At 70.2% G+C, this 12,684-nt stretch carries 18 protein-coding genes; 12 read left to right on the top strand and 6 right to left on the bottom strand.

Going from position 1 to position 12,684, the window contains the following annotated elements:
- Positions 1-282: 282 nt before the first annotated feature.
- Both ACMGDM_RS05665 and ACMGDM_RS05660 read right to left on the bottom strand, forming a co-directional pair.
- Positions 283-930 carry an HAD family hydrolase gene (locus tag ACMGDM_RS05665; protein ID WP_436803121.1) on the bottom strand — a complete coding sequence of 216 codons (648 nt, stop codon included), beginning with the start codon at positions 928-930 and terminating at the stop codon, positions 283-285.
- Positions 927-1,208, bottom strand: a complete 282-nt coding sequence (locus tag ACMGDM_RS05660) for a DUF3572 family protein (protein ID WP_436803120.1) — start codon at positions 1,206-1,208, stop codon at positions 927-929. The genes ACMGDM_RS05665 and ACMGDM_RS05660 overlap by 4 nt, the downstream gene beginning before the upstream one ends.
- Before the next feature lie 33 nt (positions 1,209-1,241).
- Here ACMGDM_RS05660 and ACMGDM_RS05655 point away from each other — a divergent pair, with 33 nt between their 5' ends.
- Positions 1,242-1,604, top strand: coding sequence for a response regulator (locus ACMGDM_RS05655; protein ID WP_436803119.1), 363 nt, complete (start codon positions 1,242-1,244; stop codon positions 1,602-1,604).
- 118 nt (positions 1,605-1,722) lie between these two features.
- Here ACMGDM_RS05655 and rpmG read toward each other — a convergent pair whose 3' ends face one another.
- The gene (rpmG, locus tag ACMGDM_RS05650) at positions 1,723-1,890 is read right to left on the bottom strand and encodes a 50S ribosomal protein L33 (protein WP_022687989.1); all 168 of its coding nucleotides are present in this window, start codon (positions 1,888-1,890) and stop codon (positions 1,723-1,725) included.
- 185 nt (positions 1,891-2,075) lie between these two features.
- On the opposite strand from rpmG, the gene ACMGDM_RS05645 reads away from it, so the two are divergent.
- The 4 genes from ACMGDM_RS05645 (at position 2,076) to ACMGDM_RS05630 (ending at position 4,984) form a co-directional block, all read left to right on the top strand.
- Positions 2,076-2,384 carry a hypothetical protein gene (locus ACMGDM_RS05645; RefSeq protein ID WP_436803118.1) on the top strand — a complete coding sequence of 103 codons (309 nt, stop codon included), beginning with the start codon at positions 2,076-2,078 and terminating at the stop codon, positions 2,382-2,384.
- A gap of 229 nt (positions 2,385-2,613) precedes the next feature.
- Positions 2,614-3,111: a Dps family protein gene (locus ACMGDM_RS05640; protein ID WP_436803117.1), complete on the top strand. Its 498-nt coding sequence runs from the start codon at positions 2,614-2,616 to the stop codon at positions 3,109-3,111.
- 26 nt (positions 3,112-3,137) lie between these two features.
- Entirely contained in the window at positions 3,138-3,323 is a 186-nt protein-coding gene (locus ACMGDM_RS05635; RefSeq protein WP_436803116.1) for a DUF1328 domain-containing protein, read from the top strand.
- 32 nt (positions 3,324-3,355) lie between these two features.
- Entirely contained in the window at positions 3,356-4,984 is a 1,629-nt protein-coding gene (locus ACMGDM_RS05630; protein ID WP_436803115.1) for a cisplatin damage response ATP-dependent DNA ligase, read from the top strand.
- A 167-nt stretch (positions 4,985-5,151) separates the two neighbouring features.
- On the opposite strand, the gene ACMGDM_RS05625 is transcribed toward ACMGDM_RS05630, so the two are convergent.
- Together ACMGDM_RS05625 and ACMGDM_RS05620 are read right to left on the bottom strand one after the other, a co-directional pair.
- Entirely contained in the window at positions 5,152-5,430 is a 279-nt protein-coding gene (locus tag ACMGDM_RS05625) for a GNAT family N-acetyltransferase (RefSeq protein WP_436803114.1), read from the bottom strand.
- Positions 5,427-5,591: a hypothetical protein gene (locus ACMGDM_RS05620; RefSeq protein ID WP_436803113.1), complete on the bottom strand. Its 165-nt coding sequence runs from the start codon at positions 5,589-5,591 to the stop codon at positions 5,427-5,429. The genes ACMGDM_RS05625 and ACMGDM_RS05620 overlap by 4 nt, the downstream gene beginning before the upstream one ends.
- A gap of 103 nt (positions 5,592-5,694) precedes the next feature.
- Here ACMGDM_RS05620 and recQ point away from each other — a divergent pair, with 103 nt between their 5' ends.
- From recQ to ACMGDM_RS05595, 5 genes are all read left to right on the top strand, one after another.
- Positions 5,695-7,467 (top strand): DNA helicase RecQ, encoded by a 1,773-nt coding sequence (gene recQ / locus ACMGDM_RS05615; RefSeq protein WP_436803112.1) that lies wholly within the window; start codon positions 5,695-5,697, stop codon positions 7,465-7,467.
- 296 nt (positions 7,468-7,763) lie between these two features.
- A complete protein-coding gene (locus tag ACMGDM_RS05610) occupies positions 7,764-8,522 on the top strand; it encodes a histidine phosphatase family protein (protein ID WP_436803111.1) in 759 nt (252 codons plus the stop codon).
- Positions 8,519-9,385 carry an NAD(P)H-hydrate dehydratase gene (locus ACMGDM_RS05605; protein WP_436803110.1) on the top strand — a complete coding sequence of 289 codons (867 nt, stop codon included), beginning with the start codon at positions 8,519-8,521 and terminating at the stop codon, positions 9,383-9,385. The genes ACMGDM_RS05610 and ACMGDM_RS05605 overlap by 4 nt, the downstream gene beginning before the upstream one ends.
- Positions 9,386-9,825: 440 nt before the next feature.
- Positions 9,826-11,244, top strand: a complete 1,419-nt coding sequence (locus ACMGDM_RS05600; protein WP_436803109.1) for a methyl-accepting chemotaxis protein — start codon at positions 9,826-9,828, stop codon at positions 11,242-11,244.
- Between the two features lie 49 nt (positions 11,245-11,293).
- Positions 11,294-11,494 (top strand): hypothetical protein, encoded by a 201-nt coding sequence (locus ACMGDM_RS05595; protein WP_436803108.1) that lies wholly within the window; start codon positions 11,294-11,296, stop codon positions 11,492-11,494.
- Between the two features lie 44 nt (positions 11,495-11,538).
- On the opposite strand, the gene ACMGDM_RS05590 is transcribed toward ACMGDM_RS05595, so the two are convergent.
- Positions 11,539-11,664, bottom strand: coding sequence for a hypothetical protein (locus ACMGDM_RS05590; protein WP_436803107.1), 126 nt, complete (start codon positions 11,662-11,664; stop codon positions 11,539-11,541).
- A gap of 137 nt (positions 11,665-11,801) precedes the next feature.
- Between ACMGDM_RS05590 and ACMGDM_RS05585 the strand changes: the two genes are divergently transcribed.
- The gene (locus ACMGDM_RS05585; protein ID WP_436803106.1) at positions 11,802-12,230 is read left to right on the top strand and encodes a protein tyrosine phosphatase family protein; all 429 of its coding nucleotides are present in this window, start codon (positions 11,802-11,804) and stop codon (positions 12,228-12,230) included.
- A gap of 9 nt (positions 12,231-12,239) precedes the next feature.
- A complete protein-coding gene (locus tag ACMGDM_RS05580) occupies positions 12,240-12,626 on the top strand; it encodes a hypothetical protein (protein WP_436803105.1) in 387 nt (128 codons plus the stop codon).
- The last annotated feature ends 58 nt before the right edge of the window (positions 12,627-12,684 follow it).

Below are 12,684 nucleotides of genomic sequence, written 5' to 3'. Positions count from 1 at the left end.
ACGCCGGCCCTGCGGCGCGCGCCGGCGCGCTGGTCCAGTCGGGGCCGAACCGACATCCGACGCATCGTCCCCTGCAAGGGAGAGAGGATCCGGCTCGTGACGGTGAATGGACCCACGTTCGGTGAACCCTCTCCGACGCGCTTCGCGCGCCAGTGCGGGCGAGATGGTATCCCCCGCACACCATCTTGGCGTGTCGGGGGCAAGCCAAAGCCCGCGCTCCCTTTGCGGGGGAAGGACGGGCTGACCGTCGCCTGCCCGCGAGCTGCCACGTGCCCGCGCCGATCAGGCCCGTGCCGCCGCCGGCTCCGCCACCGCGGGCTCACCCGCGTCGAACCGCGCCGTGATCCACGCCGCGGCCGCGCGCCAATCGTCGATCCGCGCGTGCGCGTGCGGGGCGGCGGCGACGCCGGCGGCGAGCTCGGGCTCCGCGATCATGTGGAGCCGCCAGACGCCGGGCGCCTGCTGCGCGACCGATTCGTGATGGTGCGGCAGGTCGTCGACGAAGACCGTGACCGGCGCATTACATTCCGCCACCAGCCGCGCCACCGGCGCCCCCTTGCCGCCCTGGTTGCACTCGACCCGGTGGGCGATCCCGAACCGCTCGAGCTGCGCGATCCGGTGCGTGCGACACTCGTCTTCCAGGTTGGTGAGGATCACGATGTCGGCGCGCTCGGCCAGCGCGGCGAGCGCTTCCGCGGCGTGCGGCACCAGCGTCTGGCGCGGCATTTCGGCGGGGAAGAAGCCGCCCAGATAGGTGAACATTTCCTCGCGCGACAGCGCCGCGCCATCGCGCCGTCGCATGTTCTTGGCCAATTCCCAGCTATCGTAGCGGAACTCGATGTCGTGCGCTTCGTCGAGCCAGGTGGCGAAGTGGCGCACCATGTGGAGCAGCACCTCGTCGCAGTCGCTGATCAGCAGCGGCCGGGTCATCGTGCGGCGCCCTCCAGCTGCGCGCGTGCCGCCACCAGCGCGGCGGGAGTGGTGCCGGTCGCTGCGGCGCAGGCGAGCAGGTCGGGCTCGTGCGCCTCGAGAAAGCCAAGGCAGGCGGCAAGCACGGCGGGATCGCCGACGCGCGCGCGCAGGTCGTCGGGCGCGAGCCCCGTTACGCCGATCAGTCGCTCGGCGCGCAACGGTTCGTTAAGCGTCCAGGCGAGAGCGTCGAGCGCGATCGTCATCGCGTCGGGCTGGTTTGTATCGGTTCGGACCATTATCTATCTGCGGCCAGAGGGAGAAAGCGGCGCGTGGCCAAACGGGTGCTCGTTGTCGAGGACAATGAACTCAATCTCAAGCTGTTCTGTGACCTGTTGCGGGCGCACGACTTTGCGGTCGAGCCGGTGCGCGACGGGCGCGAGGCGGTGGAGCGCACCCGCGCCTTCATGCCCGACCTGATCGTGATGGACATCCAGATGCCGCACGTCACCGGCTATGAGCTGATTCTCGAGCTCAAGGCGGATTCAGCGCTGCGCCACATTCCGGTGATGGCGGTGACGGCTTATGCCGGGCGCGAGGACGAGGAGCGGATCCGCACCGCCGGAGCGGATGCTTATGTGTCCAAGCCGATCACGCTGGCGCGCTTCATCACCGCGGTGAACGCGCTGGTGTAAGGGGGGGCGAGCCGCCGCCCGGCCAAGCCGCACGCACGCGAAAAGAGCCGCCGGCGCGGCGCCCGCGGCTCTCGCATACCGATCAGCGGCGGGAGCGGACCGGCCGCTCCCCGCGCGCTTACTTGATCTTGGCTTCCTTGAACGCGACGTGCTTGCGCACGACGGGATCATACTTGTTGAAGCTCAGCTTCTCGGTCTTGGTGCGCGGGTTCTTCTTGGTGACGTAGAAGAAGCCGGTGTCAGCCGAGCTGACGAGCTTGATCTTGACGGTGGTCGGCTTGGCCATGACCGGTTCCTAAGCGAATGAAACAAGAAAGCGGCGAAGCTCGCCTCGCCGCGTCAGACGCGGGCGCTTGGCGCATGCTGCCCGCGGAGTCAAGCGCAGCCGTGCATCCGGGCGCGCATTAAGCCTCCCGTAACGCCCGCGCGCGCATGCTGCGCCAAGTGAGAAACTCCGGCGGGACTCGGCGCATGGACGACATGGACATCCTCGCGATCAAGGCGCATCTGGCGCGGCGAGTCGCCGCGATCGACTGGCGCGACGGTCCGGCGCGGCTGGCGCCTGCGCTCGATGGCATTCGCGCGACCGCGGAGCAGCACCATCTGCTGCCGGTAGTGACGGTAGCGCAGTCGCTCGGTCACGCGGTCGGGCGCGGCGAGCGCGGCGTGCTGGTGCACGACTGGCTCGGGCTGCTCGGCGAGGCGGTGGCGAGCGGCGCGCAGGACGAGGCCGCCTCGCGCGCCTTCGCCGCCGCCTGCGCGGTGCGGCTGGCGGCGTGAGGCTGGCGGCGACCTTATAGATCCTCCCCGCGAGCGGGGAGGGGAACCGCCGCGGAGCGGTGATGGAAACGGATCTCCGCGCAGCGCATCGCCCGCGGAAGCTCCCCTCCACCACGCCGCGCGGTCCCCCTCCCCTTACCGGGGAGGATTGTACCCCTCTTCCGCTTGACCGGACCCAATCCGGCCCCACATCGTTTCACCCCTGCTCAGTGAAACGACGGAGCCGATCGTGCCCGATACCAATCCCGCTCTCGAGACCCCCACCGACCTGCAGCGCAACGACACGCGCAGCGTCGCCGACGCGCTCAACGCCGCGCTGGCGGACTCCTATGCGCTCTACCTCAAGACCAAGAACTTCCACTGGCACGTGTCGGGCCCGCATTTCCGCGACTATCACCTGCTGCTCGACGATCAGGCGGCACAGATCCTCGGCGCCACCGACGCGATCGCCGAGCGCGTGCGCAAGACCGGCAACACCACGCTGCGCTCGATCGGCGACATTGCGCGGCACCAGTCGATCCGCGACAATGACGCCGATTTCGTCGCGCCCGAGCAGATGCTGGCCGAGCTGCGCGACGACAATCTGACGCTCGTCCAGCGCTTCCGCGACGTCAAGGACGCTGCCGAGGAGGCCAAGGACAATGCCACCAGCGGCATCGTCGACGAGTGGACCGACCAGGCCGAGGAGCGCGCCTGGTTCCTGTTCGAGGCCAGTCGCCGCGGCTGAGCCGTCCCCGCTGAAGGAGTCGTTCGATGCTGAAATGGGCCGTGATCTTCCTCGTCGTCGGGCTGGTGCTCGGCACGCTCGGGTTCGGCGGCGTCGGCGGCGCCTTCGTCGGGATCGCCAAGATCCTGTTCTTCGTCGCGCTCGGGCTGTTCCTGATCTTTCTCGTGCTCGGCGTGATGGCGGGGAAGAAGGTGAAGGACACGCTGAACTGAGGCGCGGCGGGCCGTTCGCGCGTTAGCCGCGCATGCACGCCTTCGCCGCGCTCCTCGACTCGCTGATCTACACGCGCGGGCGCAACGCCAAGCTCAAGCTGATCGGCGATTACCTCCGCGCCACCCCCGACCCGGACCGGGGCTGGGCGATGGCGGCGCTGACCGGCGACCTCGACCTGCCCGCGGTTAAGCCCGCGCTGATCCGCGCGCTGATCGAGTCGCGCGTCGACCCGGTGCTGTTCCGGATGAGCCGCGACTATGTCGGCGACACCGCCGAGACGGTGGCGCTGCTCTGGCCCACGCCCGACGCACCGCCCGCCGACCCTGCACCGCTCAGCGTCGGCGCGGTGGTCGACCGGCTGATGCACCTGTCGCGCTCGGACGCGCCCGCCGCACTCGCAGCCATGCTCGACCGGCTCGGCTCGGAGGAGCGGTTCGCGCTGCTCAAGCTCGCCACCGGCGCGCTGCGGGTCGGCGTGTCGGCGCGACTGGCCAAACAGGCGCTGGCGGACGCGTTCGGGCTCGACGTCGAGGCGGTGGAGGAAGTGTGGCACGGGCTCGCGCCGCCCTATCCGACCTTGTTCGCCTGGGCGGAGGGCACGGGCGCGCAGCCTACCCCGGCGGACGTGCCGGTGTTCCGCCCGTTTATGCTGGCGCACCCGCTCGACGACCTGCGCGTCGGCCTCGCCGATTATGCCGCCGAGTGGAAATGGGACGGCATCCGTGTCCAGCTCGTCCATGTCGCGGGCGCGACGGGGCTGTACAGCCGCACCGGCGACGACATCACCGCCGCCTTTCCCGACGTGGCGGCGGCGTTCGCGAGCTATGGCGTGGTTGACGGCGAGCTGATGGTGCGCGGCGACGCGCAGGGCGTCGGCCTCGGCGGGGGCTCGGGTGCTGGCGAAGGCGGCGACGGCGCGGGCAGCTTCAACGCGTTGCAGCAGCGGCTCGGGCGCAAAATGGTGTCGGCCAAGATGCTGGCGGAGGCGCCCGCCTTCGTCCGGCTCTACGACATCCTGTTCGACGGCGACCAAGACTTGCGCGCGCTGCCGTGGACCGAGCGGCGCGCGCGGCTGGAGGCGTTCGCGGCGCGCCTCGATCCGACCCGGTTCGACGTCAGCAACGTCGTCGAGGCCGCGGACTTCACCGCGCTGGAGGGCATCCGCGCCGGCGCGCGCGACGCCGCTATCGAGGGCATGATGCTCAAGCGTCGCGACTCACCCTATGTCGCGGGGCGCCGCGCCGGCTTGTGGTACAAATGGAAGCGCGATCCGCTCACCGCCGATTGCGTGATGATGTACGCGCAGCGCGGCAACGGGCGGCGGTCGAGCTGGTACAGCGACTATACGTTCGGCTGCTGGACCGGGGAGGAGGCGGGGCAGGGCGAGCTGCTGCCGGTGGGCAAGGCTTATCAGGGCATCACCGATCAGGAGATTGCGCAGCTCGACCGCTTCGTGCGCCAGCACACGCTCAACCGCTTCGGCCCGGTGCGCGAAGTCGAGAAGTCGCTGGTGCTGGAGGTGGCGTTCGACTCGATCCACGAATCGAAGCGGCATAAGTCGGGGCTGGCGATGCGCTTCCCGCGGATCGCGCGGATCCGCACCGACAAGCCGGCGGCGGAGGCCGACACGCTCGCGGCGCTGCGCCGGCTGGTGACGTAAGCGGCGGGCGGGAGAGTCCGCAGCGAGGACGCGACACCGGCTTGTCCGCCGACCGTCATCCTGAACCCACTTCAGGGTCCACAGCTGGACCGGCATCGCGGCGGCTCAGTCCGCCGGGCGGTGGATCCTGAAACAAGTTCAGGGCAATGCCGAGAATGTAGGAGCCCTCACCGCACCAAGTCGCGATACTCCGGGTGGCGCTCGATGAAGGCGCGCACGAAGCGGCATTGCGGCACGACGCGCAGGCCCTGGTCGCGCGCCGAGTCGAGCGCGGCGCGGATCAGCCGCGAGCCCACCCCGCGCCCCTCGATCGCGGGCGGCACCAGCGTGTGCGTGAAGACGATCGTGTCGCCCTCGAGCTGATAGGCCGCGACCGCGCGCTCGCCGGCGACGTTGAGCTCGAACTCCTGCTCGGAGCGGTTGTCGCGGACGCGCTCGACGCTCACTGCGCGGCCGCGGGTGCGTCGGGCGCGCGCGCCACTGGCGAGGCGCTCGCGCCCGACGGCGCGGTAGCGGTCGCGGTGCCGCTGGCGGGCTCGCGCTCGCAGCCGGCGAGCAGCGCCGCCGCGCCGAAGGTGAACAGCGCGAGATTGGGGCGCGGGGTCATCGGTCCTCCTGTGATCACGCCGGCATTACGCCTCTGCCCCGTGACGCGTTCCGTGCCGCCGCGGTTGCGGCGCGGCGCGCGCGCGCCTAGGTCGGGCGCGCCCATGGCGCTCGACCCGCTTCCCCAGCTCCAGACGATCTTCGGCTTCCCCGCTTTCCGCGGCGTGCAGGAGCAGGTCGTCACGCGCGTGCTCGCCGGCGAGCGCACGCTCGCGGTGATGCCCACCGGCGCGGGCAAGTCGCTCTGCTACCAGCTGCCCTCGGCGATGCTGGAGGGGACGTGTGTGGTCGTCAGCCCCCTGATCGCGCTGATGCACGACCAGCTCCGCGCCGCCACCGCGGTCGGGCTGCGCGCCGCGACGCTGACCAGCGTCGACGAGAACAAGGCCGAGACGCGCGGGCGCTACCTCGATGGTCAGCTCGACCTGCTGTACGTCGCGCCCGAGCGCGCCTCCACCGCCGACTTCCGCGACCTGCTCGAGCGCGGCCGCCCGGCGCTGTTCGCGATCGACGAGGCGCATTGCGTCAGCGAGTGGGGGCACGATTTTCGCCCCGACTATCGCCTGCTGCGCCCGCTGCTCGACGCCTTCCCGGACGTGCCGCGGCTGGCGCTGACCGCCACCGCCGACGCGCACACGCGCGCCGACATCCTCGAGCAGCTCGGCATCCCGCACGCGGGGATGATCGTCGCGGGGTTCGACCGGCCCAACATCCGCTACGCGATCCGGCCCAAGGACAATAGCACGCGCCAGATCGCCGACGTGGTGCGCGAGACCCCCGGCCCCGGCATCGTCTACGTCCAGACCCGCGCCGCGACCGAGAAGATGGCGGCGCAGCTCACCGCAATCACCGGCCGCCCGGTGCGCGCCTATCACGCCGGGCTCGATCCCGCGGTGCGCGCGCGCAACCAGGCCGATTTCGTCGACTCGGAGGACATGGTGATGTGCGCCACGGTCGCCTTCGGCATGGGGATCGACAAGCCCGACGTCCGCTTCGTCGCGCATGCCGGCCTGCCCAAGTCGATCGAGGCCTATTACCAGGAGACCGGGCGCGCCGGGCGCGACGGCGACCCCGCGGTGGCGCATCTCTTCTGGGGCGCGGAGGATTTCGCGCGCGCGCGGCAGCGCATCGGCGAGGTCGAGCCGCAGCGCCAGCCGGGCGAGCGCCAGCGGCTCGCCGCGCTCGGGGCACTGGTGGAGACCGCGGGCTGCCGCCGCGCCATCCTGCTGCGCCACTTCGGCGAGCACCCGCCCGAGCGCTGCGGCAATTGCGACAATTGCCTGTCGCCCCCCGCCGCGCTCGATGCGACCGAGACCGCGCGCAAATATCTCTCCGCGGTGTTCCGCACCGGGCAGATGTTCGGCGCGACCTATATCGAGCAGGTGCTCACCGGCCAGTCGAGCGAGCGCAGCCTGATGAACGGGCACGAGCAGCTCTCGGTGTGGAACATCGTCGACGGCGAGGAAGTGGCGCTGCTCAAGCCGGTCGGGCGCGCGTTGCTGCTCAAGGACGCGCTGCGCACCAATCATCATGGCGGGCTCGAGTTCGGTCCGGCGGCACGCGCTTTGCTCAAGGGCGAGGCGACGCTGCCGCTGGTCGAGCCGCCCAAGCGCGAGCGCCGCCGTGGCGGCCGCGCGGGCGTGACGCCCAACCCGGTCGACGATCCCGTATTCGAGGCGCTGCGCACGTGCCGGCGCGAGCTGGCGAAGGAGGCGGGCGTGCCGCCCTATGTGATCTTCCACGACTCCGCGCTGCGCGAGATGGCGGCGCTGCGCCCGACCTCGCTCGCCGCGCTCGGGCGGATCGCGGGGGTGGGCCAGCGCAAGCTCGACGCCTACGGCCAGGCCTTCCTTGACGCGTTGCGCGCGCTGGGGTGAGCAGCTGATCCCCTTGGCCACGGACTCGATTTCAGATCGGCCGTGGCGATGAGCAGTGGCGGGCGGCAGCAGCGAGCAGGTCGACGGCGACGGGGCAGTCGAGCGTCAGGCGTGGCGAGGCCCGGCGCGCCGGCCTGCCGCGTTTCAGCGGACCGTTCATCGTCCGCGGAGGCTCGGCAGGCGCCCGGTTGGCGCCGGATCGATCGCCACCGTAGAACTCTCGCGTCGTAAGATAGTTAGCTCCGTATGATCGCGATCCATCGTACTGCATTCGCTCGTTCTCGGCGGAGGTCGACGTGACACCGCGTTGGCCGCAACGATTGTGGATCGTTCGTCATGGCGAGAGCGCAGGAAATGTCGCGCGCCGCGAGGCGCTCGCCGCCGGCGCGGCGCGGATCACGCTCGAGCAGCGCGACATGGATGTGCCGCTCTCGCCGCTCGGCCGGGAGCAGGCGCGCGCGCTCGGGCGCTGGTTCGCCCGCGACGGCGCTGAGCGCCCCGACGTGATGTTGGCCTCACCTTATGCCCGCGCGCATGAGACGGCGCGGCTCTTCCGTGAGGCGGGCGGCTGCGCTCCCGGTGAGAACATCTGCGTCGATGAGCGGTTGCGCGAAAAGGAGTTCGGCATACTCGACGGGCTCACGGCCGACGGGATCACCGCCGTCGAGCCGGAGCAGGCTCGCTTCCGCGCTGCCCTGGGCAAATTCTACCATCGGCCGCCCGGCGGCGAGAGCTGGTGCGACGTGATCCTGCGGCTTCGCTCGCTGCTCAACACGGTGTCGCTTCATCACGGCGAACGACACGTCATGATCGTGGCGCATCAGGTGGTCGTCCTGTGCCTGCGGTACATTCTGGAAGGCCTGGACGAGAGCAGCATCCTCGCGATCGATCGTGAAGCGCCGATCGCGAACTGCGGCGTGACCGAATATGTGTTCGATCCCGCGATCGGCGCGGATGGTGCGCTACGGCTGACGCGCTTCAACGTGACCGCCCCGCTCGTCCAGGAGAGTGCCCCCGTGACCGCTGAGCCGCCTCGACAGGGAAATGCGACATGATCGAGATCGACACGCGCTGGTGTGCAGAGCATCCGCTGCCGGCGCCGACCGGCGAGATCGACAAGAAGAGCCGCGGCCAGGTGCTGGTCGTCGGTGGCTCGGCACGCGCGCCGGGAGTGGTGCGGCTCACCGCGGAGGCGGCATTGCGCGCGGGCGCGGGACGCGTCCGTGTTGCGACCCTTCGCAGTAGCGCAATGCTGGTGGGCATGCTCTCGCCCGAACTCGGGATCGTGGCATTGCCCGAGGATGACGGCGAGATTGCCGTCGACGGCGCGCTGCTGCGAGATCAGGCCGCGTCGCACGATGCGGTGGTGGTCGGCCCGGGGATGACGAGCGAGGATGCTGCCGCCCAGCTGATCGACGCGCTCGATCCGGCGTCGGCCGCGTCGACCGGACTGCTGCTCGACGCCGCGGCGGCAACCTGCCTGCGCGACAGCATGGACGTGCTGCACGGATGGGGCGGGCGCCTCGTCCTCACCCCTCACCAGGCCGAGATGGCGACGCTCCTCGGACGCGACGTCGACGACGTCCGCCGCGATCCGGGCGGCGCGGCGCGTGAGGCGGCAACGCGATGCGGCGGCGTGATCGTGCTCAAGGGGACCGAGACGATCGTCGCCGACCCCGATGGTACGATGCTTCACTTCGCCGGTGGTGGTCCCGGCCTCGCGACGGGTGGCTCCGGCGACGTGCTGTCCGGCGTTATCGCCGGCCTGCTTGCACGCGGCCTGACGCCACGTGTCGCGGCGGGTTGGGGTGTCTGGCTCCATGGTCAGGCCGGCCGGGTGCTCGCCGCGCAGTCGGCGCCGATCGGGTGGTTGGCGCGCGAGTTGCTGCCGGAGGTGTCGCGCGCGCTGCCGCGTTGAAGGTGAAGGTCGAACTCACGGCCAGGAACAGGAGCTGCGAGTGCCTATTCATAGGTCCTGATGACGCCCGTCGCGCGCTGGCGGGCGCAGGTGAAGGTTCCCCATGGGGGTCAACGGCGTCGATCGCTTCAGATGTGAACACCGTCGCTGCCCGTCTTGAATGATCTACCAGGCGAATCGTGCGCGCCATCGTCCGCTGCCGATCGCACCCCGTGCGTCAGTATCTGCTTAAGCAACCTCGATCCTATAGCTTATACCTACGCTTCTTGCATGAATCACATAGATAGAAAACCGCAGAATTCCGCCAGAAATAGTGCATAAACCTTGAGTTGCTGTATGGAGGCGCCGCTGAATGTGAGGCTGCTTGCCGGCATTGCAAACGGTTGCGATCGCTTAATGCCGCTGCGGTACCTTCTTCCGCATCAGGGAGAGGCTCCATCATGAAGACGTGGTTCGCACAGCATGCGCCGGTTCGCACCAAGTTCAAGGTGCTCCTCGGCGTTCAGATCGTCGTCGCACTGGCGAGCATCGCCGCGGCCTACACGGCGGCGATGACCCCGCCGGACCGGGTGTGGTCGATCATGGCGTGTGGCTTCGGCCTGGCGCTGGTGCCGGTGCTGCTCACCTGGTGGAGCGGCAAGGTGATCAGCGATCCCTATGTCGCGACGGTCGTGCGGATGGAGGGGCTCGCCGCTGGCGACCTGACGTCCCCGATCCTGCGGACCGACTATCGCGACTGCGTCGGGCGCATGACGCGCGCGATGGAGGTGTTCCGCGCCAACGCCGAGGCGGTGCAGCGATCGAACGCGGAGGCCGAGACGATCGTGCGGGAGCTGGGCCTCGGCCTGGGCCGGCTCGCCGCGGGTGATCTCTCGCGACGCATCGAGGATCCGTTCGCCGGCCATTACGAGGCGCTGCGCCACGACTTCAACAACGCCATGATCGAGATGGCGACGACGATCGGCAAGGTCACCGCGACCGCGGGCGACATCAACAGCGGCGCCAGTGACATCCGCCAGGCCTCGGACGATCTGTCGCGTCGCACCGAACAGCAGGCCGCCGCGCTCGAGGAGACCGCCGCGGCGATGGAGGAGATCACCTCGACCGTCCGCGAGACCGCCAATGGCGCTACCCAGGCCAACGCGCTGGTGTCGGACGCGCAAAGCGAGGCGCAGCGCTCCGGCGAGGTCGTCCAGCGCGCGATGACCGCGATGGCGGGGATCGAGCGCTCCTCGGCGGAAATCTCCGAGATCATCTCGGTGATCGACGGCATCGCCTTCCAGACCAACCTGCTCGCGCTCAATGCGGGCGTGGAGGCGGCGCGCGCGGGCGATGCCGGCCGCGGCTTCGCTGTCGTCGCCTCCGAGGTGCGCGCGCTGGCACAGCGCTCGGCCGACGCGGCCAAGGACGTGAAGGCGCGGATCACCGCCTCGGCCGAGCAGGTCGATCTCGGCGTCGAGCTGGTCACCGCGACGGGCACGGCGCTGCAGGGGATCATCGGCCGGGTGGGCTCGATCAGCGCGATCGTCTCGTCGATCGCCTCCTCGGCGGAACAGCAGGCGATCGGGCTCCAGCAGGTCAACACCGCGATCGCGGAGATGGACGGGGTGACCCAGCAGAACGCCGCCATGGTCGAGGAAGCCACCGCCGCGACGCGCAGCCTCGCCTCGGAGGCCGAGGAGCTGGCGCGGGAAGTGTCGCGCTTCCGCGTGGCGGCAAGCGCTGACGGATCGCAGGCTGCCGGCAGCAACGTACACCATCTCGCGCAGCCGCAGAAATGGTCCGAGCTCCGCGCCCGGCCGGCGCGGTCCGCCGCCGCGCTGAAGACCACCGCACAGGAAGACTGGTCCAGCTTCTGACAAGCGCCGTCCTGAACGTCCCGGCATCGCCGAAGGGGAGCGATAAGCGATGGCACCCTGCGACAACGAGGTCGCCCGGCAGGTCGCCGAGATGATCATCGCCGAACTGACACCCGTGTACGTGCTGGTGGCGCTGCTCGTGCTCGGTCTGGTGGCGGCGGCGGTCTTCTGCGGCATGGTCGATGCCCGGGTACCGGCTCAGCGCATGAGGTCGACGCTGCTGATCGGCGCGCTGTTCTTCATCCTGTGAGGGGTCGCCGGTCCATCTCGCCCCGGCGGCCCGATCTTGCCTCATCACGAGCGTGACAGCGCGAGCTTGCCGAGGCTGAGATCGCAGGGATCACGTCCGCTCGTGCGTGCGGCGTTCATCGCGTCGCGGATGGCACGCGGCCCGCGTTCGCTCGCCGTACGACGTCCCATCACTCGCTCCTCCCCGCGGATGGGAAGGATTTGGCCTCTCGCCGTCTGGCGCACCTCCCGCTAAGCCGCCGTCGCTCCCGCAACGGGACGATCGGCATCAGTGACGCGCGGATCGCGGCGCGGTAGGATAGGACATTATGCTTCGCATCATCGATGAGACGATCGCGGTCGCGCCGCAGATCCGGCCCGAGGACGTGCCCGCCATCGCCGCCGCGGGCTATACCGCGATCATCAACAACCGCCCCGATGACGAAGAGCCGGGCCAGCCCAGCGGCGAGTCGATCCGCACCGCCGCGGCGGCCGCCGGCCTGGGCTATACCGCGATCCCGGTGACCCATGCCGGTTTCTCGCTGCCGCAGGTGGAGGCGATGACCGCCGCGCTGGCAGCGGCGGACGGCCCGGTGCTGGCCTATTGCCGCTCGGGCACACGGTCGTGCAACCTGTGGGCGCTCGCGGGCGCGGCGCGCGGCGACGATGCCGATGCGCTCACCGCCAAGGCAGCGGACGCGGGCTATGATCTCACCAACCTGCGTCCGCTGCTCGACGCGGTGCGCAGCCGCGGCTGAGCGCGCGCGATGGGGCTGGCGGCATGGCTGGGCGTCGGCCGTAAGCGGCGGATGATGCGGTCGGTCGACGAGGCGATCGCCGCGGTGGCGGACGCGCTGCCGCGCTTCAGCGCGTTCGATGCGGTTATCGCCGAAGACGGCCGCGCCGCGCTCACGATCGACGCGACCGGCGAGATTGCGTTGGTGGTGGTACGCGGCAAGCGCGTGCTCGCGCGACCGATCGACTGGGCGATGGTGCGCCAGACCCGCGAGGGCATTCTGGTCGAGACCGGCGACCGGCGTTTCGGCGACGTCCTGCTCGCGGGTGTCTCCGCGATCGACATCCGCCGGCTGGGAATGCCACCGCTGCCGCAGCGCGAACCTGCGACGATCGTCGGGGTGCTGGAGACCGCGTAGCAGGGCGGAGCGGCGCAGCACCGGCGGACCGGTTCGTGTGGCGCGAGCGCTAGAGGCG

The sequence above is a fragment of the Sphingomonas larreae genome, assembly GCF_051400595.1.
In the GTDB taxonomy this organism is placed as follows: domain Bacteria; phylum Pseudomonadota; class Alphaproteobacteria; order Sphingomonadales; family Sphingomonadaceae; genus Sphingomonas.
Note: the sequence above shows the minus strand (reverse complement) of the source record. Positions and strands in the feature narration are given on the sequence as shown.

Excerpts from the sequence above, each read along its gene's own strand:
- ACMGDM_RS05665 (WP_436803121.1), bottom strand. The coding sequence starts at position 930 with ATGACCCGGCCGCTGCTGATCAGCGACTGCGACGAGGTGCTGCTCCAC.
- ACMGDM_RS05660 (WP_436803120.1), bottom strand. The coding sequence starts at position 1,208 with ATGGTCCGAACCGATACAAACCAGCCCGACGCGATGACGATCGCGCTC.
- rpmG (WP_022687989.1), bottom strand. The coding sequence starts at position 1,890 with ATGGCCAAGCCGACCACCGTCAAGATCAAGCTCGTCAGCTCGGCTGAC.
- ACMGDM_RS05645 (WP_436803118.1), top strand. The coding sequence starts at position 2,076 with ATGGACGACATGGACATCCTCGCGATCAAGGCGCATCTGGCGCGGCGA.
- ACMGDM_RS05635 (WP_436803116.1), top strand. The coding sequence starts at position 3,138 with ATGCTGAAATGGGCCGTGATCTTCCTCGTCGTCGGGCTGGTGCTCGGC.
- ACMGDM_RS05630 (WP_436803115.1), top strand. The coding sequence starts at position 3,356 with ATGCACGCCTTCGCCGCGCTCCTCGACTCGCTGATCTACACGCGCGGG.
- ACMGDM_RS05620 (WP_436803113.1), bottom strand. The coding sequence starts at position 5,591 with ATGACCCCGCGCCCCAATCTCGCGCTGTTCACCTTCGGCGCGGCGGCG.
- recQ (WP_436803112.1), top strand. The coding sequence starts at position 5,695 with ATGGCGCTCGACCCGCTTCCCCAGCTCCAGACGATCTTCGGCTTCCCC.
- ACMGDM_RS05605 (WP_436803110.1), top strand. The coding sequence starts at position 8,519 with ATGATCGAGATCGACACGCGCTGGTGTGCAGAGCATCCGCTGCCGGCG.
- ACMGDM_RS05600 (WP_436803109.1), top strand. The coding sequence starts at position 9,826 with ATGAAGACGTGGTTCGCACAGCATGCGCCGGTTCGCACCAAGTTCAAG.
- ACMGDM_RS05595 (WP_436803108.1), top strand. The coding sequence starts at position 11,294 with ATGGCACCCTGCGACAACGAGGTCGCCCGGCAGGTCGCCGAGATGATC.
- ACMGDM_RS05590 (WP_436803107.1), bottom strand. The coding sequence starts at position 11,664 with ATGGGACGTCGTACGGCGAGCGAACGCGGGCCGCGTGCCATCCGCGAC.
- ACMGDM_RS05585 (WP_436803106.1), top strand. The coding sequence starts at position 11,802 with ATGCTTCGCATCATCGATGAGACGATCGCGGTCGCGCCGCAGATCCGG.
- ACMGDM_RS05580 (WP_436803105.1), top strand. The coding sequence starts at position 12,240 with ATGGGGCTGGCGGCATGGCTGGGCGTCGGCCGTAAGCGGCGGATGATG.